Origin of the sequence: Halogeometricum borinquense DSM 11551, assembly GCF_000172995.2 — an archaeon.
Lineage (GTDB): Archaea > Halobacteriota > Halobacteria > Halobacteriales > Haloferacaceae > Halogeometricum > Halogeometricum borinquense.
On record NC_014729.1, the window covers coordinates 1,520,159 to 1,543,404 of the forward strand.

23 protein-coding genes are annotated in these 23,246 nt (G+C 59.9%); 12 read left to right on the forward strand and 11 right to left on the reverse strand.

Features of this window, described 5'->3' with window-relative positions:
- Positions 1–199: 199 nt before the first annotated feature.
- Complete coding sequence (locus HBOR_RS07715; RefSeq protein ID WP_006054400.1) at positions 200–1,369, forward strand: tryptophan--tRNA ligase; 1,170 nt, start codon at positions 200–202, stop codon at positions 1,367–1,369.
- On the opposite strand, the gene HBOR_RS07720 is transcribed toward HBOR_RS07715, so the two are convergent.
- The 3 genes from HBOR_RS07720 to HBOR_RS07730 form a co-directional block, all read right to left on the reverse strand.
- Complete coding sequence (locus tag HBOR_RS07720) at positions 1,361–2,212, reverse strand: hypothetical protein (protein WP_006054401.1); 852 nt, start codon at positions 2,210–2,212, stop codon at positions 1,361–1,363. The two genes, HBOR_RS07715 and HBOR_RS07720, sit on opposite strands and share 9 nt — an antisense overlap.
- A gap of 104 nt (positions 2,213–2,316) precedes the next feature.
- Complete coding sequence (locus HBOR_RS07725; protein ID WP_006054402.1) at positions 2,317–3,525, reverse strand: ABC transporter substrate-binding protein; 1,209 nt, start codon at positions 3,523–3,525, stop codon at positions 2,317–2,319.
- A 246-nt stretch (positions 3,526–3,771) separates the two neighbouring features.
- A complete protein-coding gene (locus HBOR_RS07730) occupies positions 3,772–4,212 on the reverse strand; it encodes a hypothetical protein (protein ID WP_049890455.1) in 441 nt (146 codons plus the stop codon).
- A 428-nt stretch (positions 4,213–4,640) separates the two neighbouring features.
- Here HBOR_RS07730 and HBOR_RS07735 point away from each other — a divergent pair, with 428 nt between their 5' ends.
- The 3 genes from HBOR_RS07735 (at position 4,641) to HBOR_RS07745 (ending at position 8,091) form a co-directional block, all read left to right on the forward strand.
- On the forward strand, positions 4,641–5,018 hold the full coding sequence (locus HBOR_RS07735) for a winged helix-turn-helix domain-containing protein (protein WP_006054404.1): 378 nt from the start codon (positions 4,641–4,643) through the stop codon (positions 5,016–5,018).
- Positions 5,015–5,290, forward strand: a complete 276-nt coding sequence (locus HBOR_RS07740; RefSeq protein WP_006054405.1) for a DUF7521 family protein — start codon at positions 5,015–5,017, stop codon at positions 5,288–5,290. Before HBOR_RS07735 ends, HBOR_RS07740 begins: the two co-directional genes overlap by 4 nt.
- Before the next feature lie 194 nt (positions 5,291–5,484).
- Complete coding sequence (locus HBOR_RS07745; RefSeq protein ID WP_006054406.1) at positions 5,485–8,091, forward strand: efflux RND transporter permease subunit; 2,607 nt, start codon at positions 5,485–5,487, stop codon at positions 8,089–8,091.
- Positions 8,092–8,325: 234 nt separating this feature from the next.
- Here the strand turns inward: HBOR_RS07745 and HBOR_RS07750 are convergent, their stop codons facing one another.
- The 3 genes from HBOR_RS07750 to HBOR_RS07760 form a co-directional block, all read right to left on the reverse strand.
- Positions 8,326–9,381, reverse strand: coding sequence for a tyrosine-type recombinase/integrase (locus tag HBOR_RS07750; protein ID WP_006054407.1), 1,056 nt, complete (start codon positions 9,379–9,381; stop codon positions 8,326–8,328).
- Positions 9,371–9,796, reverse strand: coding sequence for a DUF5805 domain-containing protein (locus HBOR_RS07755; RefSeq protein ID WP_006054408.1), 426 nt, complete (start codon positions 9,794–9,796; stop codon positions 9,371–9,373). The genes HBOR_RS07750 and HBOR_RS07755 overlap by 11 nt, the downstream gene beginning before the upstream one ends.
- Before the next feature lie 1,681 nt (positions 9,797–11,477).
- The gene (locus tag HBOR_RS07760) at positions 11,478–12,188 is read right to left on the reverse strand and encodes an SOS response-associated peptidase (RefSeq protein WP_006054409.1); all 711 of its coding nucleotides are present in this window, start codon (positions 12,186–12,188) and stop codon (positions 11,478–11,480) included.
- Positions 12,189–12,319: 131 nt separating this feature from the next.
- Between HBOR_RS07760 and HBOR_RS07765 the strand changes: the two genes are divergently transcribed.
- From HBOR_RS07765 to HBOR_RS07780, 4 genes are all read left to right on the forward strand, one after another.
- Complete coding sequence (locus tag HBOR_RS07765) at positions 12,320–13,075, forward strand: ribonuclease H-like domain-containing protein (protein WP_006054410.1); 756 nt, start codon at positions 12,320–12,322, stop codon at positions 13,073–13,075.
- An 87-nt stretch (positions 13,076–13,162) separates the two neighbouring features.
- A complete protein-coding gene (locus tag HBOR_RS07770) occupies positions 13,163–13,492 on the forward strand; it encodes a hypothetical protein (protein WP_006054411.1) in 330 nt (109 codons plus the stop codon).
- 89 nt (positions 13,493–13,581) lie between these two features.
- On the forward strand, positions 13,582–14,229 hold the full coding sequence (locus HBOR_RS07775; RefSeq protein WP_174261585.1) for a dolichyl-phosphate hexose transferase: 648 nt from the start codon (positions 13,582–13,584) through the stop codon (positions 14,227–14,229).
- A 93-nt stretch (positions 14,230–14,322) separates the two neighbouring features.
- A complete protein-coding gene (locus tag HBOR_RS07780) occupies positions 14,323–15,459 on the forward strand; it encodes a DUF3179 domain-containing protein (protein ID WP_006054413.1) in 1,137 nt (378 codons plus the stop codon).
- Positions 15,460–15,472: 13 nt separating this feature from the next.
- Here the strand turns inward: HBOR_RS07780 and HBOR_RS07785 are convergent, their stop codons facing one another.
- Positions 15,473–15,673 (reverse strand): DUF5800 family protein, encoded by a 201-nt coding sequence (locus tag HBOR_RS07785; RefSeq protein ID WP_006054414.1) that lies wholly within the window; start codon positions 15,671–15,673, stop codon positions 15,473–15,475.
- Positions 15,674–15,772: 99 nt separating this feature from the next.
- On the opposite strand from HBOR_RS07785, the gene HBOR_RS07790 reads away from it, so the two are divergent.
- The 3 genes from HBOR_RS07790 to HBOR_RS07800 all read left to right on the forward strand — a co-directional run bounded on the left by HBOR_RS07790 (position 15,773) and on the right by HBOR_RS07800 (position 18,970).
- A complete protein-coding gene (locus HBOR_RS07790; protein ID WP_006054415.1) occupies positions 15,773–16,624 on the forward strand; it encodes a polymer-forming cytoskeletal protein in 852 nt (283 codons plus the stop codon).
- Positions 16,625–16,781: 157 nt separating this feature from the next.
- Positions 16,782–17,699, forward strand: a complete 918-nt coding sequence (locus tag HBOR_RS07795) for a DUF4349 domain-containing protein (protein WP_006054416.1) — start codon at positions 16,782–16,784, stop codon at positions 17,697–17,699.
- Between the two features lie 95 nt (positions 17,700–17,794).
- Positions 17,795–18,970, forward strand: coding sequence for a redox-regulated ATPase YchF (locus tag HBOR_RS07800; protein WP_006054417.1), 1,176 nt, complete (start codon positions 17,795–17,797; stop codon positions 18,968–18,970).
- A gap of 212 nt (positions 18,971–19,182) precedes the next feature.
- Here the strand turns inward: HBOR_RS07800 and HBOR_RS07805 are convergent, their stop codons facing one another.
- The 3 genes from HBOR_RS07805 to HBOR_RS19960 all read right to left on the reverse strand — a co-directional run bounded on the left by HBOR_RS07805 (position 19,183) and on the right by HBOR_RS19960 (position 21,156).
- Positions 19,183–19,482, reverse strand: coding sequence for a DUF7344 domain-containing protein (locus HBOR_RS07805; RefSeq protein ID WP_013440572.1), 300 nt, complete (start codon positions 19,480–19,482; stop codon positions 19,183–19,185).
- 295 nt (positions 19,483–19,777) lie between these two features.
- Positions 19,778–20,899, reverse strand: coding sequence for a pyridoxal phosphate-dependent aminotransferase (locus HBOR_RS07810; protein WP_006054418.1), 1,122 nt, complete (start codon positions 20,897–20,899; stop codon positions 19,778–19,780).
- A 104-nt stretch (positions 20,900–21,003) separates the two neighbouring features.
- Positions 21,004–21,156 (reverse strand): hypothetical protein, encoded by a 153-nt coding sequence (locus HBOR_RS19960; protein WP_006054419.1) that lies wholly within the window; start codon positions 21,154–21,156, stop codon positions 21,004–21,006.
- A 124-nt stretch (positions 21,157–21,280) separates the two neighbouring features.
- On the opposite strand from HBOR_RS19960, the gene HBOR_RS07815 reads away from it, so the two are divergent.
- Positions 21,281–22,630, forward strand: coding sequence for a DEAD/DEAH box helicase (locus HBOR_RS07815; protein WP_006054420.1), 1,350 nt, complete (start codon positions 21,281–21,283; stop codon positions 22,628–22,630).
- Positions 22,631–22,689: 59 nt separating this feature from the next.
- On the opposite strand, the gene HBOR_RS07820 is transcribed toward HBOR_RS07815, so the two are convergent.
- The gene (locus HBOR_RS07820) at positions 22,690–23,094 is read right to left on the reverse strand and encodes a transcriptional initiation protein Tat (protein ID WP_239524518.1); all 405 of its coding nucleotides are present in this window, start codon (positions 23,092–23,094) and stop codon (positions 22,690–22,692) included.
- Positions 23,095–23,246 lie beyond the last annotated feature (152 nt).

Genomic DNA, 23,246 nt, shown 5'->3' on the forward strand with positions numbered 1-23,246 from the left:
CCCCGAGCGTCTGCGTTTTCCTATGACGTTCGCTCCCGTTTGCGTCGTCGGTCGGTGGCGGTGGCACGCCTCCTCGGGAGCGGACAGTGTCGCGGCCCGCGTCGTCCGGGCGTAACCCGCCGGCGCGACCCCGACGCTCCCTTCGTTCTCTTTTTGCACCGCATTCGACCACAGCACACGCACACGTACACGCATCTCGATGCCACAGAACTTCACCGTCACACCGTACGCCGTAGACGGCGAGGTGGACTACGACCGCCTCCTCGACGCCTTCGGCGCGGACGCACTGACCGACGACCAACGCGACCGGTTCCCTGATCCCGTTCACCCGATGGTTCGCCGCGGCGTGTTCTACGCCGGACGCGACGTAGACCCGTTCCTCGACGCCGCAACCGCCGGACAGACATGCTCTGTCGTCACCGGACGCGGGCCGTCCGGGCCGATGCATCTCGGGCACGTCCTGCCGTTTTACTTCGCCAAGTATCTCCAAGAACAGACCGGTGCATACGTCTACGTCCCGCTCTCGGACGACGAGAAGTACTTCGCCAAGGACCGACAGTTTGAGGACATCTCGGCGCACGTCCGCGAGAACCTCCGCGACCTACTCGCCGTCGGCTTCGACCCCGAGCGAACCCGTTTCGTCATCGATACCGCCGACGCCGACGTCGTCTATCCGCTCGCGGCCGCGTTCGCTAACGACCTCACGCCCGCCACCGTCGAAGCCGTCTACGGCGAGCAACCGAACGTCGGCCTCACGTTTTACCCGGCCGTGCAGGCGGCGCATCTCCTGTTGCCGCAACTCGTCCACGGCAGACATCCGACGCTCGTTCCTGTCGCCGTAGATCAAGATCCGCACGTCCGCGTCTGCCGGGACATCGCCGCAAAGGAACGCTACGACGTGGACAAACCCGGTGACCTTCTCTCTCGATTCCTTCCGAGTCTCGGCGGGCCGGGGAAGATGAGCAGTTCCGACGATGCGCCGAGCATCGAACTCACCGACGACCGAGCGACAGTCGAGGAGAAGATTCACCGGTACGCTCACTCCGGCGGCCGCGACTCGCTCGCGGCACACCGCGAACACGGCGGCGACCCCGCCGTGGACGTGGCGTACCAGTACCTTCACTTCTTCTTCGAATCGGACGACAGGACGGTCGAACGACTCGCCCGCGACTACCGCGCGGGTGATTTGACCAGCGGTGAGATGAAAGCACGCGCCGCAGAACAGATCGTTGACTTCCTTGAGGCCCACCAAGCGCGACGGGACCAACTGGGCTCGCTCGACGCCGAACTGGGTCCATACCGTCTCACCGACGACGAACGGGAGCGCGCCCGCAGAGGCGTTGGCGTCGAGACGGGCAGGTTAGAGTAACGACTCGTATCCGAAGTTGTACTCGGTCGTGAATTGGATGGACGGGTCGTCTTCATCGTGGACTGTCTCTACTGTCGTCGCTATCGAGCGAACGCCGTCAGCAAGCCCGTCCCACTCCAGTGAGTATTCGCTGTCTGGCCTCTGGTCGGATAGAATCTCCCCCGACGGAGTGGTGGTGACGCGCCCTGACGGGAGTTTGAATGACGCATCTCCGCTGCCGAACTCGACAGCGACGGTCGATGAATTGTCAGCCGAAATTGTATCTGTGACCACCGGATTTGCTACCTTGCCGGCCGTCTCAACGCCGATTTGAAGGTACGCCGTCCGAAGTGGCTCCGTTATGATGTTGAACGAGCCAAGGCCAGCAGTGTACGTTAGGTCGCCGTTATCGACGGCGGTCCACATGAAGTGACGGTATCGCGTTTGGTCCGATTCACTGTTCGACTCGCCGCTGTCGCCTGCGGAGTCGCCTTCGACGCGGTACGTCGCGGCCACGGAGTTAACTTCGTAATCGCCCTCGTATGCGCCGCCTTCAGTGCTCGTGTCGATGTTGTCGGTAGTTGCGGTGATGAATCCGTCGTATGTCGGGTCGCCGGTTCCGAACACGCCCGCGTCGCCGTACCGTTCGGCCATCTTCTCGACGTACTCCCGAAACTCGTCTTCGTCCATGTCCGGGTCGCCATCGCCCGGTGATAGCGTCGCATGTATCCCACCGCCGAGCTTCGTCATCACGTCGTCGTCTTCCGCCGCGGAAACACCCGCGAAACCACCTGTCGCTGCTGCTCCGCCACCGATTATTTTGAGAACTGCTCGCCGTGTCGTGGAGGTCTCTTTCGGGGACACAAGTGAGTACTCTCTCTCTGTACTGTTAAAAAAGCAACAGATTGGGGTAGTCACCCCGCTTGATGGCCTGCGTCGTGTGTTACAGTTTGCGACCGAGACTCCAGTTAGAAGTCGCCGGTGACGATGTCCGCAACCCGCTGGCGGTCGAACAGTTCTCCGGAGAACGTGTCCGGGTAGAGGTCCTTTGCAGTTCGTTCGACTAAGAAGAGGTTGTGAATCGGTCCTTGGTACGTCGGTCCGCCGCGGAAGACGCGGTCGTTCTTGACGGCGGTGAGTTGGCTTCCGATGTCGTGGTTCTTCATGTGCTTGACGAGCGTATTCTGGAACTCCGCTTCGGTCTTCGTCTCGTGTCCTTTGAGTAACAGCGTGTCGGGGTCAACTTCGAGGAGTTGCTCGTAGTCGATTTTCGTCCGGTTGGTCGAACTGATTCCTTTGACATCGGTACCCTCGAACGCGTCTTTCACCTTCAGATCTCGCAGGTGCTTGATGCTTGTTCCGCCGGTGTTGAGTCGGTAGGGTGAGAACTTCTCGGGTTCGTTGCCCGCGGCGTAAATGAGCGCAGCGGAGGCCGCCTCGGACTCAGCAGGCAACTGTTCGGCAACACGGCCGCGAACGTACTCGTCGTGGAGCGATTTGAACGCCTCGTACCGCTCCTGTTCTTGGAATATCTCCGCTACTTTCTCGAACGCCTCGTACATCGTGTAGTACTGGTAGTCCTCGTGCCACGTGTCCGTGTGACGGAAGATGAGATTCCCGATGAACGGCGCAACGCCCTCCGTGATCTCGTCGATGTCGGCCTGCTCCCACCCTTTGAAGTTGTTTATAATCCAGTTCGGGTCGATAACGTGGATGTCGGCGTCCATCGTGTAGAACAGTTCCTTGTCGATGCCGCCCTGGTAGAGTTCTTGCAGCGACTCCTTGTCGACGCTGACTCCGTCCAGTTCCTCGTACCAGTGCGTGTGGAGTCGGGGCTTGTATCCGACGCTCAGTAGTCCGTCCGCCTGACCGAGAGCGATACCCATGTCGGCGTATCCCTGACAGTACGTCGCCCACGTTTCGGGAACGCTGTCGAATTCGACGGTGCCAACCGGCTCCATCGTCACTGAATACGACCCGTCCGCGGCCGCCTCGGTTGCCGTCTCTGTTTCCGTCTCAGTGGCAGTGGCTGTCTCCGTCGAAGTCGATGTTTCGGTCGCTTCCGAGTCCGACTCGCCCGTACAACCGGCGACGATCCCACTGCCGAGAATCGCTCCGCCGTACTTCAGATAGTCTCGCCGCGTCGCTCCGTTGCGTTTGATACCGTCGTTAGCCATATTTTTTGGCTTGCCTAAAAATATATAGTCGTTCGGTTTTCGTCTCGTTAAAATATCAGCAGCGTCCGTGCGTAATCAACCCTCACGTCGCACTATAAAATGTCACCGGTGTTTTCGCGTCCTCGAATCGATGAATCTAGGGTTGAACCTCACCGCATCAAGCCAGATCTCGGGAGTCGGTGGGGCGTCGTCGGGTCCCTACACGGCGTCAAATACGATCATCACCGCGTTTCTCCGTCGAGCCGCCTACAGAACTCCGGCGACGACGAGCAGCGCTATCGAGACAGCGCTCGCGCCAAGAAACCATGGTCGCGCTTTCGTTGCTGCCGCGACCGCCGATTTCTCCGATAGACTGTTGGTCAGTTGACGGTAACCGAAGAAAAGCACGATTGCGAGGACGAGCCATAGGCCGACCATCGCCAGTACGAGGTTTCCCCGGCCCATCGTCTGGAGTGTTTCGGCGGTGTAAATCGTCCCTGCGAGATGGCCGCCGCTGAACAGCAGCAGGAGGGTCGAGGCCACCGTAAGATACCAGAACCGTCGTGCAATGAATGTCAACCCATCTCTACTCAGCGACTCGCTACGTGCCGCCGGAATGACGGCCCCGGCAACCACGAGCGTCCCACCCGTCCAAAGCGCAGCGAAAACCGTGTGGATGGTCATCACTATGTCAAGCATACTTGTCATAGACGAACCTCCATACTCCGCTGTGGCCCACCCGTAATGCCGTTGCTGGGTCGGCGTACTGCGCCGGTTACAACCACACCCTCGGAACCTCGCGGTTGCACATGATCGAGTTCTCTGTGTGTCATCTTCTGGGTGTTCGAGGCTGGAAGATAAACATCGATGGAGGCGTCCCAGGTTGTGGGACTAGCAGGCGCGAACGACCAGAAACGGCATTGGAGGGAGTACAGCGACTATTCCAGTAATCTGGGACTAACCGGGACCTCTATACCCCCTACACCGAAAGCATTGAAGACCACAAGAGATGAGCTCGGCAAAGTGTCGCAACGAAAATACAGTATACAGTACTTGGGATGAGCGAACAAAACATTGATTCGAATCGGCTATCACTGATTCCGTCGAATATTATCTCAAGTAATTCATCTACCGAAATGGATCGATGGTCATCCGAAGAACCCGACGACCCCGCTCTTCCGACGGTGTTGAAGTCGCTCGACGATGACAAGTGCCGGACAATATTGACGCTACTGGACAACCCGAAATCTGCAAGTGAACTCTGTGAGGAGTGCGATCTTCCGAGTTCGACAGTGTATCGGAAACTCGAACTGCTCCGCGAATCGATGCTCGTTCGGGAATACACGGAAGTTCGGCGTGACGGGCCAAACGCCACACTCTACGAACGGGATTTTACAGATATTTCAATCAGCATCACCGACGACGAGTTTACGATGGCAGTTTCCCGCCCAGAAGAGGATCCAGAGGACCGCCTAGCCACGTTCTGGTCAGCAATGAAGGAGGAATCGCAATGAATGTATCTATTATTCTACTTGTTGTCGTCAAGATTGTTGCCCTCGTCCTCGGGGGTATCGTGTCTCTGATGGCATACAGAGCCTACAATCGAACGCGAATCGCAGGTCTCCAATTCTTTGCGATAGGGTTGGCGGTCATCACGCTCGGAACGTTTCTCGTCGGGGTGTTCCACCATCTCGGTGGTGCTTCTGCTACTATCGGAATGCTCCTTGAGAGTGTGATCATCAGTATCGGGTTCGTTGTCATGATCTACGGGCTCAAACAGACGTAGAAGCCGATCTGTTCTCACCGAAGGTCGCTATCTGGACAGTACTCTCGAAGCGACAACCAGTTCTCCCACATCTTGGGAGCCTTCCATCGCGCCTTATCAATCGCTATCTGACTGGGATGTATGCACTGGTCCGAAACATCCCTCAGTCAGTCTGAGTTCGCAATCTCTCCCGTAACAGGTGGTGTCGGGAACCGATGAAACGGGGACTGACGTCGCGGTATGCGGACGTACTGGCTTCGCGGAGCAGATTAATCATTGCTCTGTTGCTCGTCGTCAGTGCCGTCGTTGGCGCTGGTGCGGTTTTGGGGACCACTGGGGAAGAACAAATTGGCCAAGCTAGCATCGATTCTACGGAACAGGCAGCGCTTGACCGTATTGAAGCGACGTACGAGACCGATGACGCAGTGGTCGCACAGGTTGTCGTCAGAGATGAAGGCGGTGATGTTCTCACTCGTGAGTCGTTACTCGAAAGTCTCCGTCTTCAGCAAGCGTTCCGCAAAAACGAATCGATCAATGCGACGCTCCGCGACGGGACAGGAACCGTCGGCATCGAGAATGTAGTTGCAAACGTTGCGTACGCTCACGAGCAGCGCGAACACGCCAAGACATCGGGTACCAACGGCAACTCCGGGAGTAATACATCGGCGGCAGGACGAGGTCAGTCGTCGGAGCCGACGCTCAGCCAGCAGATCGCAGCAGTTGAATCCAGCTCGGACGAGGAAATCGAAACGTATCTCAGCCGAATCCTTGATCCAGATGCGTCCGTTCCTGGTAGCGACCCAACCGAATTCCTGCCAACGGATTACGAACCAGGGACGACGAGTGCTGATGCGAGAACAACCCTCGTCTTTCAGAAAAGCCCGAGCAGTTCGGCGACGACGACTCAGACGGTAAACGACGCGCAAGTGACCATCAACTCGCTAGTCGAGAAGCGCTTCGCCGACGCGTTCGTCTTCGGGCAAGGAATCATCGACGAAGAGTCTTCACAGGCCATCGGCGATACGTTCATCATCATCACACCCGTTGCAGTTGTCCTCCTGCTCGTTGTCCTCACGATTGCTTACCGCGACCTCGTGGACGTTCTCGTGAGCGTCTTCGGTGTCGGCATCGTGATGGTTTGGTACGCTGGCGTACAGGGGTGGCTCGGAATTCCGTCGAATTCGACCCTTATCGCCGTTCCGTTCCTGCTTATTGGACTCAGTATCGACTATTCCCTCCACGTCGTCATGCGCTACCGCGAGGCACGAGAAGGGACGCTTGACACTGACGGCGAGAGTGTCGGTCGGCGAGATCCGGCGACAGCGATGCGTCTCGGGATTGCTGGTGTCGTTCTCGCGTTGGCTACCGCCGCGTTCTCGACGGCGGTCGGCTTTTTCTCGAATTACATCAGTCCGCTGGGCTCGATTCAGGACTTCGCCATTCTGAGTGGTGTCGGCATCGTCGCTATCTTTGTCGTTTTCGCCGCGCTCGTGCCAGCCGTCAAACTCGAACTCGAACAGTTCTTCGACCGCCGTGGCCGCGACCGACGCAATCCCGCTGTCGGCGTCAGTTCGGGGTGGCTGAATCGTCTTCTCTCGGGTACTGCTTCGCTCGCGCGACGGGCGCCCATTGTCGTAATCGTCATCTCACTGCTGCTCGCTTCCGCAGGTGCATACGGTGCGACCGGTATCGACACGGAGTTCAATCAGGCTGATTTCCTGCCACAGGAGGCGCCGACGTGGATGGAGTCGCTTCCGGAACCGTTCGCACCCGGCGATTATGATATCAGCGAGAATCTCGACTACCTGAGCGACAATTTCCGCCAACGTGGACAGGGATCGGCGGGACAGGTACTGATACGTGGAAACGTGACTGCGCCAGCACTGCTCACTGCGGTCAACGACGTCAGTCACAATACGGACAGTAGTGGGACAATCGTCGTCGGTTCTGATGGAAGAGCCGCCATTGAGGGTCCAGTATCCGTCCTTCGTACTGTCGCCGCCGAAAATCAGACGGTGGCCAATGCAATCGAAACGCGTGATACGGACGGTGATGGGCTCCCGGACAAGGATGTCGCCACGGTTTATGATCTCCTGTTTGATGCCGCTCCCGAACAAGCGTCGTCAGTCCTCTATCGCACCGATAACGGATCGTATCAGTCTGCTCGATTGACTGTGGGCGTTCAGGGTAACGCCTCGGCTCAATCGGTCGCAAGCGATGTACGAGGAGTCTCCTCGGCAATCGAAGGGGACGCACCAGTACGAGCCACTGCGACGGGTGGTCCGGTCATCACTGCGGTCGTTCAGGGTGCCCTGTTCGAGACGCTCGTCGAAGGATTCGCTATCACACTCGGTGTCATTCTCACCCTGCTTATCGGGTTATACTGGTGGCGGCATCGCGCACCTGGGTTGGGTGTGGTGACGCTCGTGCCCGTCTTGATCGCGCTCGCGTGGTTGCTCGGGACGATGGCAGCGCTCGATATCCCCTTCAACAGCGAGACTGTCGTGATTACGAGTCTGGCGATTGGCCTCGGCGTGGATTACAGCATCCACGCCAGCGAACGATTCGTTGACGAGCGCGCTCGCTCCGACTCACTTGCGGACTCACTATCGAGAGCGCTCACCGGAACCGGTGGTGCGTTGCTCGGAAGTGCAGTGACGACCGCAGCCGGCTTTGGAGTGCTTGCGCTGGCACTGTCGCCACCCCTCCAGCGGTTCGGCATCGTGACCGGACTGAGCATCATCTACGCATTTGTAGCATGCGTGACGGTGCTCCCTTGCCTGCTTGTGATTCGGGAGCGTCTTCTCACACGAATCGCTTGAGTACTCATCTCTCGGCCGAACAAGCCGAGCGTCTCGGGGTTGCACGTCGCTCCCGATCTGCCGAATACGGCTTTCCGATGTTCCCTAATTTGACTGACTCTCGTAGCGAGGGCCGTACGCCTCACTTGTACAGTGATTGTGTCGGAACCGAAACGTCGGATCGCTGTTATCGACATGGGATATTCAATATAGCACCATACGATTCATGAGTCTGCAGACGGACAGCAACAACTATCAGAAAAGTGAATAAATATGCTGCTCGTACGTCTCTCGAACTCGATCACCCCAGTTGTGCGTGTAGGTGTCGATGATGTCGCCGCCGACGTCGCCTCGGAGGTACTTCACGATGCCGCGGTCCCCAGTTCGGTCGCGTAGATGCGTCGTGAAGAAGTGTCGAAAGTAGTGAGGAGTGACGTTCTCTTCTGCGTCGCCGCCAGCACGGTGCCAGCCTCGCTCTGCAGCGTGTCGTTCGACGAGGTGGTGAACCATGTCCGTCGTCAAGCGGTTCCCCCAACTCCCCGAGGTACTGACAAACAGTGGTTCCGCGGGCGATGTAACGTCCGGCCTCACTGCCAGCCACCGGGTCAAGACGGCTTCTAACTCCTCGTCAACGGGGACGACGGTCGAACGCTTGCGTTTGTTCGACGCCGTGCGCCGTTCGCCGTTGGTCGTCCCCCCGGCTGCGGGCTCCGCCGAGACGTACAGCGACGGGCCGCGGCCATCCAGTTGCGCGCGATTGGATACATCACCCAGCGGTGTATCGTCTGCGAGTGAGACGTCTCGACAGTCGAGATTGCACAACTCACCGACGCGCATCCCCGTCTTGAGGAGGGTTACCATCACTGCGTGGTCCAGCGGATGGTGAACCTCACGCAGAAACGCACGCATCCCCGAAATAGAGATTTCGCGCCGCGAGGGATTCGCGTCGATTTGTTCGTCCATCTCCTCCATCACGAGCGTCATCGGGTTGGCCTCGAACGCGCCGACTTGCGTCATGTAGGCGTAAAACCGGTGCAGGTAGGAGGCGTAGGTGGCGATGGTGCTGTCGGCGGCGTCCGCCCGTCGGAGCGAGTGTATCCACGCCATACAATCGCGGTGAGACGCTTCTGACACGCGTTTCTCTGCGTCCATCGGGTTCGCCTCGGGATCTGTGAGGAACGCCTCGAATCGTCGTAAGACGCGCTCGTAGGCGTCTCTCGTTCGCTCGGTCTTCCCGTGATACGTCATGTCCTGGAGGAAGTACGCGACGGGGTCTTCGACCGCCTCGCCGTCGGCCGTCTCAACGGCCATCGTCGTCCTCGAACGCACCTGGGGCGAGAGCGTACCCGCCGTGTCGGCCGCTGTACTGCACCCGGTTCGACGCCTGCAGATCCTGTAACGTCTCGTCGAGTCTGTCCTCGATATCGTCGGTCAGTGCGTCGAGCAGTTCGTCCCACGAACGATGGTCGGCCGGAGAGAGAGCATCGAGAACGCGAGATTCGAACTCACTTCCGCCGCTGCTTTCATCTGCCCCGTCGCTCTCTGGTTCGTCCGGAGTTCGATCCGGGATCTCGAAGTCGCGTCGGCCCGCCTGCACCATCGTCCGGACGAACTCGCTTTGGCTCATGCCGAGTTCTTCGGCGTGGGTTTTCCAGCGCTCTTTCTGGTACGCGGGGACGTACGTCATCACCGTCTTTCGTTCAGTCTCTGCTCCGTCACTCGCCATGGATACTCGTCTGTTTCATTGCTCGTTTATCGATGGTTGCAGTCGGTTGTCTTTGCCCCGTTTTCAGGTGTGGTCTCGACCCGTTCTTGCGGAAAATTGACACAGTTTGTGCTGCTAGACGCGTTCTCCTCTAGATAATAGCATATACCAGCATAACCCCACTTATATTGTTCTATGCTGGCTAGCTTTTGAAAGTTATCTGTGTCTATGACTATATACTGGTGGTGCTTGGCTGCACTCACACAAATAAAATTTTGAAATTCTGTTTCCTCTGATAGGACTGAAATAGTTTCTTGGCTCGATTGAAGCAGTTGACTTGAGCGTGCAGAGTGGAAGTTCACGCCATATTAATTCAGAATATAATTCAGGAAATAATAGGGTTCTGGAGCGCTGTCTTCACCCCGTGTACCCTTGGGGTCACGGCCACGAAACGTGCTTCCAGAAAGGAGAAAATATTGCCCCAATCTGATCGTGTTCTCTCCGAGACGACGTTTTTACGCACAATTTCGTATCCCCCGACGAGCTGTCGGACTCGAACGCGGGTCCAGGGACGGGCCGTCCGAAAGGGGTGGATCAGCGAGAGTGTAGATCACCGTTCGAAAACGACGCCGTTCAAATAAGTGAACTCACGCTGATGTGCGTCTCTTTCGGTCCTGTGGTCGTATCATCGGTCGATGAAGTGGGACTGAATGGACGACCAAATGCTTCACCCGTCGTGTGCGTCATCGTTCGAGACTTTGTCGGACGGAAGCAGTGGTGACGGTGAAAGCCATGGTTGAACGGGCGTTCGGGAACGAGAGGACCGATACGGTGATCGCTGTTCGGAGACGAGCCTGCTTCCTTCTCGGGGCATAGAACCCGCTATCTACTACACTTTCGTCGCGTCTGTAGGAAACCATCTCCGATTATACGGTCCTGTGTGCCCGGCTGAATCCCAGTTTTAAGGCTTCCAAGGGTATCTGAAGCCGAGGTACGGTTCGACACGCGATTGAGCAACCGCTGCTGATGTTTGGCCGTACTGCCCGGCACACTGTATTGTGCGATACTAAGCGTGCCGTCGGCTCTCGAAACCACTGTCTGAGGTGTGTCGAACTCAGCGTCTGTGGCGTTCTCAGGTGTCGTTCGCCACGGTTGCTCTGCAACCGATTGTGTCGTTCCCGTTCGATTCTTGCCGCGGATCTGCGGGACCGAATCGACTGTCCCGCGAGGTATGACCGCTTGAGAGCGTCGGAAGTGGTGCAGCGATAGTTCGGTGGTGACCGGAGCGCCCGTGAGTACCTTAGACGGGCCTGAATGGGGCTGATACTCGTTCCATCCAATTCGGGAGTCCAGTCCTTGGACGGCTGGATCGCTTTCAAGGACTGTTCGCGTTAAGTGGTGTCGCAGTACGCTGGGTCAGTTGATCTGACTCCATCTGGTCGTTCTTCGATTCGTCGTTTCCTTGGACGACTCGCGTACAGTTGCAGTTCTCGGTCCCGCGCGAGTGCCGAATGACCGGCGTACCGTGTACATGGTGCTGCGATATATCGATTGTTCGGGCGACATCTGGTGAATGGCATATGTTGCCACTCGACGCTGTAGTTGTTTGAGCCGCGACTGATAAATTTCATACTGCTATATCGAAACTGCGGATTTATTGTCCTCTAACAGCGGTCACAATCTGCAATCTCACGGTGGCGGCTCAGACTTCGACGGGTTCGATAATGTCGGCGTCGTCGTTCACAGGACTGTTAACTCGCGTAGAGACGGGGTACGCGCGCATCTCCGTGTCGGGATGGGTATCGAGGAGCGATTCGGCATCAGCAGCGTCGCCGTGCAGCCACGTTTCTTCTTCGTCGGGAGCGAGGATCACGGACATCCGGTCGTGGAGGTCCGAAACGAGTTCGTTCGGTTCCGCTGTGACGACGGTGAACGTCTCCAGTATCTCCGGTTCGGCGTCGGTCGCATCTCCGTCGCCCGCAAAGTCGCCGAGTCCGGTCTGGGTTTGCGGTGGTTTCCAGCGTTCCCACAGGCCCGCCATCGCAAACGGCCGGTCGTCCTCGAAAGCGACGCGGTACGGTTGTTTTCCGTTGTCGGCCGATACCCACTCGTAGAACCCGTCTGCGGGGACGAGGCATCGTCGGCGCTCGAACGCGTCACGGAAACTCGGTTTCTCACGGACTGTCTCCGCCCGTGCGTTGATGAGGGTGTTCCCGACCGACTGGTCGTCCGCCCACTGCGGGACGAGACCCCACTTCAGGAATCGAAACGCCTCGGGGTCGTCGTCCGTCACGACTGGAAGCCGCTGTCCGGGCGCACAGTTGTATCGCGGTTCGGGAGGCGTCTCGAATGTCGCGTCGAACCGTTCTGCCAGTTCCTCCTGCGGGGTGAACAAACTGTACCGGCCACACATGAGTCCGGATACGCGCGCCGCGGACAAAACACTGCGGCACTCCCGAACAGTCCGGCACTCCCGAACAGCCATTGCGGCGTATCTCGGACGTACTCGAAGGGTTTAGGCGTCGGCGTAACTCCGTTCGGTACATGCGCATCGAGAACAGTTTCATCCCCGTCCACGGCGTGGGCGAACGGACCGAACGGTCGCTCTGGGAGGAGGGCGTCCTCACGTGGGAGGCGTTCGATCCGTCCGTGGCCCCCGTGGGTGAGAAGACGGGCCAGCGAATCGAGACGTTCGTCGCCGACGCACTCGAACGATTAGACGACGGCGACGCTCGCTACTTCGGCGACGCCTTCCCGTCGGGCGAACGCTGGCGACTGTACGAGAACTTCCGCGAAGACACCTGCTTTTTCGACATCGAGACGACCGGGTTGGATTCGGCACAGAACGACGTGACCACTGTTTCCTTCCACCGCGACGGCGAGACGACGACGCTCGTCCGCGGACACGATCTGACCGCCGAGGCGCTCCGCGAACAGTTCACTGACGCCGCTCTTGTCGCGTCGTTCAACGGCAAACGCTTCGACGTGCCGTTCTTGGAGGACAACTTCGACATCTCAATCGATACCCCGCACATCGACCTGATGTACCCGTGCCGCCGCCTCGACCTGACGGGGGGACTCAAGAGCATCGAGAAGGCGGTCGGTATCGACCGGGACAGACCTGACCTCTCGGGCCGCGACGCGGTTCGCCTCTGGCACCAGTACGAACGCGATGGCGACGAAGACGCCCTCGACACGCTGGTTTCGTACAACCGTGACGACACCGCGAACCTGTCGAATCTGATGGATGTCGTGGTCGAATCACTTCACGCCGACTCCATCGGACCGTTTCTTGAGTAAACGCTGACGGCGGCGTCCCTCCGCTATCGACGCACGGATGCAACGGGAGACGGGACGCTTTTGTGCCCCCCGCGATAGGCCGGTCACATGACGACCGACGCGGACGCCGACGAAGCGGTCGAAACCGAGGGAGAGCCTGCTGACTCGGAGACGACCGACGAAGCGGCCTTCGACGGGGAATCGACTGATTCGGAGGCTGCGGGTACTGGGAGTGCGAGCCAGACTGATCTGAACAACGGATACGACGACACCGTTCCGAACGTCGAACTTGGACTCTACCAACTGTCGGTTCGAGTAAGCGGTCGATCCGAAGACGACCTACAGTCGGTCGAAGACTCGGCCAAGCGTCTCATGGACTACCTCATCGACCGAGCCGAAGAACTGGAGGAACGACCGGACGACCGCGGACTAAGCTAGTCTTTTTGGCGAACCTAAACGCTAAAATAGACGGGTAGCAAACCCCGGGTGTGACCGAGCAGTTCACCTTCGACGACGTGGCTGTCGTCATGGGGACGTACAACGAGGAACAGGCCATCGGGGCGGTGTTGGCCGACATCGACCGCATCACCGACGGCCGGGCAGAAGTCGTCTGCGTCGATGGGTCCGACGACCGAACGCCGGAAATCGCGCGGCAGATGGGCGCAACAGTCATCGAACAGGAACCACAAGGATACGGCGTTGCCGTCCGTGAAGCCGTGTTGACGCCCGACCGTCCGGTAGTCGTCACCACCGACTGCGACGACACCTACCCGATGGAGATGCTCCCGACGTTTCTCGACCGAATCAACGACGGGTACGACGTTGTTTCCGGCGACCGACTCTCGCCCGGCGCGACGGCGATGCCGACACTGAACCGCTACGGAAACGCCGCATTCGCGCTTCTCGCCTCGCTCTTGATGGGCCGTCGCGTCCACGATACCACGACGGGGATGCGGGCGTACCGCCGCGAACTCCTGCACGACATCGACTGGACAGAGAACACCGGTCTCTCGGCGGAACTTCTCATCCGGCCCCTGATGCGAGACTATCGCGTCACTGAAGTCCCGATTCCGTACCGTGAACGCGCGGGCGAGACGAAACTCGACCCGTTCCGCGGTGGCGCGGAAATCGCGTCGTCCATCGTGACGGTTTGTCTCGAAGAACGCCTCCGGTAGGCGAGCGCTGTTCGGCTTGCTCTTCGGATCGGCTGTGTCTACATTTCACCCGACCGGCGTATCCTCATACCGTCCGACGTGCGATTTTGTGCCATGAATCGCCGTACGTTTCTCGTCACTGCTGGAGTCGGAGTAACCCTCAGTCTCTCGGGCTGTCTCGACGGTTCTGGGGGGGCCGGCGCGCCGACAGACGGGTTCGAGGAGACGAACGGTGACGGCGGGATGAGCCCTGTTGGGAGCGGTAACGTGTCGCTCCCGGTACCAAAAGACGACCTGAACCGCGGCGCGTCGAAAGACGCTATCCCCGCTATCGTCTCCCCGAAGTTCGGCTCCGACTGGTCAGACGTAGACGCGACGTTAGACGACGGCGAACTCGTCATCGGCGTCGAACTCGACGGCGAGGCGCGGGCGTACCCGCTGGCAGTACTCAACTGGCACGAAATCGTGAACGACCAGTTCGACCGTCCGGTTCTCGTTACCTACTGCCCGCTGTGTGGAAGCGCCGTCGTCGCCGAACGAACCGTCGCGGGCGACACCCGAACGTTCGGCGTCTCGGGCTACCTGTGGCAGTCGGATCTCGTCATGTACGACCGCGAGTCCGAATCGTTGTGGAGTCAGGTGCTGGCGACGGCTATCCGGGGATCACTCACCGGGTCGCAACTGGACCTCCTCCCATCGACGACCACTTCGTGGGGTGAGTGGCGCGAATCGCACCCAGATACGTCGGTTCTGCTCCCACCGCCCGTCTCAGATACCGTCACCGGCCGACAAACGCGGGACTACGACCGGAACCCGTACCTCGGCTACGAGACGTCGAGTCGTGTCGGAATCGGCTTCAACGACGATGTTGACGACCGTTTGCACCCCAAAGCGCGGGTTATCGGCGTCGCTCACGGCGACAAAGCGGTCGCGTACCCGCTTTCAACGCTCTCGGAGACCCCCGTCGTCAACGACGAAGTGGGTGGGCTTCCCGTCGTTGCCGCCGCGACCGTTGACGGAACGTTGGTCGCCTACGACCGTCGGGTAGACGGGTCGGCGATCACGTTCGACCGGGAGTCGGGAACGGACGTTCTCACGGGTGACGGGTCGCGCTGGGACCTGCACACCGGGCGCGCTCTGGATGGCCCGCACGAAGGGGCCGCGCTCGCGCGCGCGAACGATAGATCTCTGATGTTCTGGTTCGCGTGGGCGGACTTCTTCCCCGAGACGACTATTTACAGCACCGAGTGAGCGAATCGCCGCGTTAGGTGTTCAGGATGTCTTTGATACGGCGCGGCTCACCGCTGAGCGAGGGGTCCTCCTCGACTATCTTCAGCACTTCGTGGTCCGTCACGTCGGGATAGGATTTCTCCGTCGCGTCCTCGATGAGCGCCTTTTCCAAGCGGAATTCGGTCCCTTGGTACTCGACATCGACACCTTTCTCGTCGAACGACAAAACCGTCATATTGCGTGGTAATTCGCCGACGTACAAAAACACGTCCCCAGTCGCGTCAGCTCTCTGTCTTGCGAGGCGCTTATAATGACGGGCGCATCACAGAGGAGTGTGTCACTCGGTTCGGATCCGCTCGATGCGCTCGAAATCCCCGACGGAACCACCGTCGAAGAGCACGACCTCGTAACTGACGGGGACGTTATCGTCGGGGGGCAGAGTACTGTCGAGTTCGGCGTCCGCGGCCGAAACGTCTTCGCGGGCGAACGTGTCCAGTTCGGCGGCGACATCGAAGCAGAGGGTGACTGCCGACTCGACGTTTGGTGCGACGTGGCCGGGAACGTCCTCGTCGGCCAAGACGCGTATCTCGGTGAACGCGTCCACGTCGGCGGCCGTCTCATGGTCTCCGGCGATTTGGATATCGGTGACGACGTAGATATCGAGGAGGGCTTCGAGGCAAGCGGGTGGATTGTCATCCGCAACCCGGTTCCAACGCTTGTCTTTTACTTCGTCGTCCTCTCACAACTGCTTCGACTCGGTGAGAACGAGGCGGCCGACGAACTCGCCGAATCGCTCTCCGGCGAAAGCGAAGTTGACCCCCTCGTCGTCCCGCGCGGTTCGACCGTCTCCGATGACGCGTGGCAGACTTCCGCGCCCGCTCATATCGGAGACGACTGCCGTCTGCACGGTAACGTACGCGCGGAGTCCATCACCGTCGGTTCTGATAACAACGTCTTCGGCAGTCTCCGCGCACGGGGCGACATCACCGTCGGGTCGGGCACGCGCATTCACGGCGACGTGACGACGAGAAACGGAACCGTCGCTATCGAAGGCGACGCCCGTATCCTCGGAGACGTTTCGTGTGCGGAACTCGAACTCAACGAGAACGCCGCCGTAGACGGGACGATGCGGGCGAAAGGAGATATGCGAATCGTCCGTTCCGACGCCTCCCGCGACATCGAGTAGCGCCTGTTTCCACCCGGAGTCGGTGTCCGCTTCGTCACGTAGTCGTCCGTCTCGCTATCATGCGGCCGTCAGTTTCACGACGGCTGTGAGGGAAACTCAAATGGCCACTGTTCTCAACGGCATTTCTTTTTGATGGGTTGTCGTATGGCATGACAGGATGAAGCACAGACGAACGCTCCTTCTTGTCGTCGTCGTTGCTCTCGCCGCCCTCGCCGGATGTAGTGGCGGGGCAGACGATGACAGTGGCAGGGCCGAACTGCATCGCTCCGACGACGGGGCCGCGACGGCAGCGCCCACGGTTGAAACCACGTCATCGGGCGCATCGGGCGGAGCCAACAGCGACAGTGCGGCATCGTCGAAGACAGCCAACGTACAGAACCGCGCACTCATCAAAACCGGAACCGTCCGCGTTGAAGTTGACGACTTTCAAGCCTCGAAATCGAATCTCACTGCGGCCGTCCAAGGCTACGGCGGATTCGTCTCCGACACGTCGCAGGAACGCCACAGCGTCGATAACGAGACGTACCTCACGGGCCAAGTCGTCCTCCGCGTTCCTGCCGCAGACTTCGACGCCCTCGTCGAGGATGCGAAAGCTGAGGGCGAAGTGGAGGTCGTCAAGACGAACACCGAAGACGTGACCGACCGACTGGTTGACCTCGAAGCGCGACTGGAGAATCTCCGCGCACAACGTGATCAACTCCGCAAACTGTACGACGAAGCGAACACGACGGAGGACGTGCTCGCGGTCCAGCGTGAACTCTCCGACGTACAGGGCGAAATCGAGCGTTTAGAGGCACAGAAACAGTCCCTTCAGGACCGCGTCGCATTCTCGACGCTGACCGTCCGTCTGGAAGAACCCCGCCCGACGCCAGACCGCGTCGCGCCCGACCGCTGGTACGATACCCCGGTACTCTCGGCGTTCTTCCAATCGGTTGACGGCGTCGCCACCGTTGCTCGCGCCCTCGTCGTCGGCCTCGCGTACGCCCTTCCGTATTTCCTCGTGTTCGTCTTCCCGTTCGTCCTCCTCGGCGGTCTCGCGTGGCGGTTCAGACACCGGTTGCTCCCGCACTCGTAGCGTCCGAATCCTCTTGCCCTCTCGTAGCGTCCGAATCCCACCTTGCCCCCTCGTTCGACCGAAAGGATGTTCCGGCCGTCCCCCGTCTTTGCGGTATGCTCTCTATCGCTCTCGCGGGCAAACCCAATGCGGGCAAGTCCACCTTCTACAAGGCGGCGACGATGGCCGACGTGGACGTGGGAAACTACCCCTTCACGACCATCGACCCGAATCGAGGCGTGAGTTACGCTCGCACGCGATGCCCCTGTCTCGACAGAGACGAACGCTGTGGCAACTGCGAGGACGGCGTCCGCTACGTCGGCGTCGAACTCCTCGACGTGGCTGGACTCGTCCCCGGCGCGCACGAAGGCCGCGGACTCGGGAATCAGTTCTTAGACGCGCTCACGAACGCGGACGTTATCCTCGCCGTCGTGGACGCCTCCGGCGGCACCAACGAAGAGGGAGAACCCGTCGAGGTTGGCACGTACGACCCCGTTGAAGAGGCTGATTTCGTGGAAGCGGAGTTAGAACAGTGGTTAGCGGGCATCATCGACCGCAACTGGGAGTCGGTCGTCCGCAAGTCCCGGTCGCCGGATTTCGACATCGACGACGCCCTCACGGAGATGTTGACTGGATTCGGTGCGACGGAGTACGACGTGGCCGCTTCGCTCCGGTCGCTCGACTACCCGGAAGACCCACAGCAGTGGACCGACGAGCATCAGGAAGCACTCGCTAGCGACGTGCGCGCGCGGACGAAACCCATCGTCCTCGTCGCCAACAAAGCCGACGTCGCCCCACCGGAGAACCTCGAACGCCTGCGCGAGGTGGACAAGCCCGTCGTCGCCGCCACCGCCGACGGCGAACTCGCCCTTCGACGGGCCGCCGACGCGGGCATCATCGACTACCTGCCGGGCGACGACGACTTCGATATCGTCGGCGATGTCTCCGATGCACAGCAGTCGGGACTCGAGAAGATCCGAGAGGTTGTCGAGACGAACGGCGGAACGGGCGTCCAAGAAGCCATCAACACGGCCGTTTACGACGTACTCGATATGGTGACCGCCTACCCAGTCCAGAACGAGACGAGATGGACGGACGGCACCGGCGAAATGCTTCCTGACGCGTTCCTCCTCGAACGTGGATCAACCCCGAAAGACCTCGCGTACGCCGTTCACTCGGACATCGGCGAGGGCTACCTCCACGCCGTGAACGCACGATCCGACCGGCGTATCGCTGAGGACTACGAGTTAGACGAAGGCGACGTGATAAAAATCGTCAGTACCGCGAACTAAGCGACGGGTCCCTCTCCGATGCGAGAATCGTCCGCTTCACACAAATTTGTAGGATTAGTTTCATAATAAGGCCGCAATCGGGGGTCCAGTTGCTCACCATTGTCGTTTCTCGAAAACCGGGTGCGAGGACCTACGTGTCCATGGCAGAGTCCTGCGTATGTCCCGGCCGTCTGCTAATTTGACCCGATGCAGTATAAGTCTACCCCGACTACTCAGTCCGACACAACGGGCGAGATGGTCGCTATTTCGCTGCGGCACCGACGAACCATCCCGTCCTCGTGATCGAATTCGACAAACCCCGCTTCATCGAGTTTTGGAAGATCGACGTGATGGAGACGAACGAGGGCGGCATCACGGTCGGCCTCGGTTACTGCTTCACGAGATGTGCCTTCCCGTGCGGCGACGACGTCCGTCGCTAACGTTTCGATGTCAACTGCTCCACGGTGGTCGTCAAGGCAGGAGAGCACTGTGCGCCGGCCGGGATCAGCGAGGATTGCGATTTTGTCGTTCATCGTTCGTGGAGGTTGTGTGTAGAGAGGAGTGTGTCTCCCTCTAACATCACTTACCCGGAGACGTGAGTGACTAATTAGTTATTGGCCTAACACGTTAGGGATACTGTAGGGAACCAAAACAGTAACTCGTTCTTACCAATTTTTTCGAACTAGTACGTCTCTCTGAAATACAGAACTTAAGATATTTTTAGCTAATAGATTACATCACGGCTGACGCGGTCGTCGTCTGCGATTAAGCGTGTGTTATCGAGGCGAATATCTCGTTATGCACTGATAAAGCTCTCTCCGCCGCTATTCAGACGACGGCGTCGTACGCTTCGGCCATGATGTCTAACGCTTCGTGCAGTGATGCTTCGTCCGTTGCGTACGAGAGTCGCGCATATCCATCGCCGTTCGCGCCGAACGCCTCGCCGGGAACGACGATGACACCGCGTTCGAGACACTCGTCTACGAATCCGTCGGGAACCTCGGGCATCGCGTAGAACGCTCCTTTGGGCGTCGGCACGGTCAGGCCGATATCCTCCAAGCCATCGACGACGATATCGCGGCGACGCTGGAAGGAGTCGGTCATCTCATCGACGATGCCCTGCGGCCCAGTCAGTGCCGCCTCGGCGGCGAACTGCGCGGGCGCGGATGCACAGGCTTGGACGTACTGGTGCGCCCGAACCATCCGTTCGATACGGCGCGAAGAGCCGTGAACCCATCCGAGACGCCATCCGGTCATCGAATACAGTTTCGATGCGGAGTTGACGACGACGACGTTGTCCGTCTCGGCGAACTCGGCGGGGGACCGGAACTCACCGTCGAACACGGTGTATTCGTACACTTCATCGGAGATACAGAGTACGTCGTGTTCGTCGGCGATGCGGGCGAACTCACGGATATCCTCCGGCGGCGACACCGCACCCGTGGGATTCCCCGGGCTGTTGACGATGAACGCCGCGGTGTCGTCGGTGATGGCTTCTTCGACGGCTGCGGGATCGAGAGTCAGGTCATCGCGGAGAGGGACCGGAACGGGCGTTCCGTCGGCGAGTTTCGTGAGGGCGTCGTAGGAGACAAAGCCGGGATCGGGGATGATTACTTCGTCGCCGGACCCGACGTGCGCTTCCATGGCGATATGGAGTGCTTCCGACCCGCCCGCGGTGGCGATGATGTCGTCGGGGTGGCGTTCGATCCCTTGGTCGCGTTCGTGTTTCGCGGCGATAGCCTCCCGTAGTGACCGTATCCCCTTGTTCTCCGTGTACGCGTCGGCGCGGCCGTCCTTGATGGCCTCGATTGCGGCCCGGCGGGCGTGCTCGGGCGCGGCGAAGTCCGGTTGGCCGATTCCAAGGTTTATTGCGTCTTCTCCGGCAGCCTCGAACACCTCGCGGATACCGCTTATCGACACCTTCTCGATTCGGTCTGAGAACTCCGACATACACTACTCCGCGACCCCCTCCGGGATAGTTCTTCCCTCACATGGGTGAGCGGATCGAGACATCTTCCGGCGATTGTCTCCGGATCAAAAGGGGGTCGGGTAGTTCATGACTCGTGGGCGTCCCGTAAGTCATCGACGTGACGCATCACGAGTTCTAGCGTCGCGTCGGCGTCCACGTAGCCCTTCTCGTACTCTTTGTGCGCTGCGTCCACATCGGCTAAGAACGTCTTCACCGCATCTTCGAGTTCGTCGCTCATACTCGCACGTTCGCCTGCGGCGTTAAAAGCGCCCCGTCGCGCGCCGGTCAGTCACGCCGGGCGCTCTCCGTGACTCTCACCCGCGGTCCGTCCGTTTATATCCGATGCCGACACAGCAACGGATGTGCTGACGCTGACGTTCGAGGACGGGACGGTGCGCGTCGGCGGCCTTGCGGAGTCCGACGTGTCGGCCGCGGACCTCCCCGGCGTGGCGTGGGATGACCGTGGTCTCGTCGCCCGTGCCCCCGCCTATCGCTACGCTGACCTGCGCGCGTCACTGGACGAGCGCGGACTCGACTACGAAGACCGTATTCGTCCGGAGACGAATCTGAATCTCTCGCACGCCTACGACTTGCGGGACTACCAACGCGGCGCACTCGACGCGTGGCACGCGAACGATGAGCGGGGCGTCCTCGAACTCCCGACCGGGGCCGGAAAGACCGTCGTCGCCGTCGCCGCTATCGCGGCACTCGGGGGGTCCACGCTCATCGTCGTCCCGACGGTGGACCTCCTCAACCAGTGGCGACGCGAACTGGAGACGGAGTTCGACATCTCCGTCGGGCAGTTCGGCGGCGGCGAGCAGACACAAGAGGCTATTACCGTCTCGACTTACGACTCGGCGTACCTCCGTGCCGACGACGTGGGCGGTGACTTCGAGTTCGTCGTCTTCGACGAGGTACACCACCTCGGCGGCGAGGGCTACCGGGACGTAGCCCGTCTTCTCACAGCGCCCGCCCGCCTCGGACTCACCGCGACGTTCGAACGACCGGACGGCGCACACGAAGTTATCGCGGATCTCGTGGGGCCGAAAGTGTACGACCTGTCGGTGGACGACCTCGCCGGAGACCACCTCGCAGAGTACGAAGTCCGCCGGATCGAGGTGGATTTGACGCCGGCGGAACGCGAACGCTACGAGGAGGCGCAGGGAACGTTTGTGGACTATCTCAAGACCTCAAATCTCTCCTTTCGGTCGGGATCGGACTATCAGAAACTCGTGATGCGGTCGGGAACCGACCCCCGAGCGCGCGAGGCCCTCCTCGCAAAGCAACGCGCTCGGCGCATCATGATGAACGCCGACCAGAAGGTGGAGACGTTGGGCCGAATTCTCGACAGACACTGCGACGACCGAGTAATCGTCTTCACCGCACATACCGACCTCGTCTACCGACTCTCGGAGCGCTACTTGCTCCCGGCGATAACGAGCGAAACCGCTGCATCCGATCGACGCGAACTACTCGAACGCTTCCGCGACGGAACGTATTCGCGGGTGGTCACGGCGAACGTCTTGGACGAGGGCGTGGACGTGCCAGACGCGAACGTCGCCGTCCTGCTCGCCGGCAGCGGATCCGAACGCGAGTTCACGCAACGTCTTGGACGTGTTCTCCGCCCGAAGACCGATGGCGGGGCAGCGATCCTGTACGAACTCGTCAGCGCCGAGACGGCCGAGGAACGGGTCGCACAGCGCCGTCGGTAAGTATCACGCGGACACGAAACAGCAGGGAGGCGGTCAAAGACGAAATCGGCCGACGTCGCTTAGACGAGATCGACGTTAAGGCTGCCGCCGTTCAGGAACGTTTCCTGAGAGATTCCGAACGTCACCGAGAACGACGCCGTCGTCCCCGAAGCGACAGTGACTGTCGTCTCTTGGGTGTACTCCTTGCCGTTTCTCGTCACTCGGACCTGGACGGTGGCGACTCGTTCAACGTCGCCGCGGTTGCCAACGTCGCCGAACACGCGAAGATTCCCGTTTTCAGTTTCATCGAAGTCGAACGTCTTCACGTACAGATCGGGCTTCTCGGGCGTCTGCCGGGACTGTCCCGCCGGAGCGTCCGGTGGCCGACGCGGTCCCGTTCCGTGTGGAGGCGATCCGAGACAGCCACCCAAGAGGGCGAGAACGCTCGCCGGGAGGGCACGGAGGACGGTACGGCGAGTCTCCATGTACGCGGACATTTCGTCCGACGGCATGAGCCTTCCCCTTCGGTCGTTTCGCTGGGGTCGGATGCGTCTCTGTTCTTGTCCTGTCCTGTTTCTATCTCTGTCTCTGTTCCTGTTCCTGTTCCTGTTCCTGTTCTTGTTCTCGTCTTTGTCCC

Excerpts from the sequence above, each read along its gene's own strand:
- HBOR_RS07780 (WP_006054413.1), top strand. The coding sequence starts at position 14,323 with ATGAATCGCCGTACGTTTCTCGTCACTGCTGGAGTCGGAGTAACCCTC.
- HBOR_RS07775 (WP_174261585.1), top strand. The coding sequence starts at position 13,582 with ATGGGGACGTACAACGAGGAACAGGCCATCGGGGCGGTGTTGGCCGAC.
- HBOR_RS07820 (WP_239524518.1), bottom strand. The coding sequence starts at position 23,094 with ATGGAGACTCGCCGTACCGTCCTCCGTGCCCTCCCGGCGAGCGTTCTC.
- HBOR_RS07750 (WP_006054407.1), bottom strand. The coding sequence starts at position 9,381 with ATGGCCGTTGAGACGGCCGACGGCGAGGCGGTCGAAGACCCCGTCGCG.
- HBOR_RS07745 (WP_006054406.1), top strand. The coding sequence starts at position 5,485 with ATGAAACGGGGACTGACGTCGCGGTATGCGGACGTACTGGCTTCGCGG.
- HBOR_RS07740 (WP_006054405.1), top strand. The coding sequence starts at position 5,015 with ATGAATGTATCTATTATTCTACTTGTTGTCGTCAAGATTGTTGCCCTC.
- HBOR_RS19960 (WP_006054419.1), bottom strand. The coding sequence starts at position 21,156 with ATGAGCGACGAACTCGAAGATGCGGTGAAGACGTTCTTAGCCGATGTG.
- HBOR_RS07795 (WP_006054416.1), top strand. The coding sequence starts at position 16,782 with ATGAAGCACAGACGAACGCTCCTTCTTGTCGTCGTCGTTGCTCTCGCC.
- HBOR_RS07725 (WP_006054402.1), bottom strand. The coding sequence starts at position 3,525 with ATGGCTAACGACGGTATCAAACGCAACGGAGCGACGCGGCGAGACTAT.
- HBOR_RS07765 (WP_006054410.1), top strand. The coding sequence starts at position 12,320 with ATGCGCATCGAGAACAGTTTCATCCCCGTCCACGGCGTGGGCGAACGG.
- HBOR_RS07755 (WP_006054408.1), bottom strand. The coding sequence starts at position 9,796 with ATGGCGAGTGACGGAGCAGAGACTGAACGAAAGACGGTGATGACGTAC.
- HBOR_RS07770 (WP_006054411.1), top strand. The coding sequence starts at position 13,163 with ATGACGACCGACGCGGACGCCGACGAAGCGGTCGAAACCGAGGGAGAG.
- HBOR_RS07805 (WP_013440572.1), bottom strand. The coding sequence starts at position 19,482 with ATGAACGACAAAATCGCAATCCTCGCTGATCCCGGCCGGCGCACAGTG.
- HBOR_RS07810 (WP_006054418.1), bottom strand. The coding sequence starts at position 20,899 with ATGTCGGAGTTCTCAGACCGAATCGAGAAGGTGTCGATAAGCGGTATC.
- HBOR_RS07760 (WP_006054409.1), bottom strand. The coding sequence starts at position 12,188 with ATGTGTGGCCGGTACAGTTTGTTCACCCCGCAGGAGGAACTGGCAGAA.
- HBOR_RS07715 (WP_006054400.1), top strand. The coding sequence starts at position 200 with ATGCCACAGAACTTCACCGTCACACCGTACGCCGTAGACGGCGAGGTG.
- HBOR_RS07730 (WP_049890455.1), bottom strand. The coding sequence starts at position 4,212 with ATGACAAGTATGCTTGACATAGTGATGACCATCCACACGGTTTTCGCT.
- HBOR_RS07735 (WP_006054404.1), top strand. The coding sequence starts at position 4,641 with ATGGATCGATGGTCATCCGAAGAACCCGACGACCCCGCTCTTCCGACG.
- HBOR_RS07785 (WP_006054414.1), bottom strand. The coding sequence starts at position 15,673 with ATGACGGTTTTGTCGTTCGACGAGAAAGGTGTCGATGTCGAGTACCAA.
- HBOR_RS07800 (WP_006054417.1), top strand. The coding sequence starts at position 17,795 with ATGCTCTCTATCGCTCTCGCGGGCAAACCCAATGCGGGCAAGTCCACC.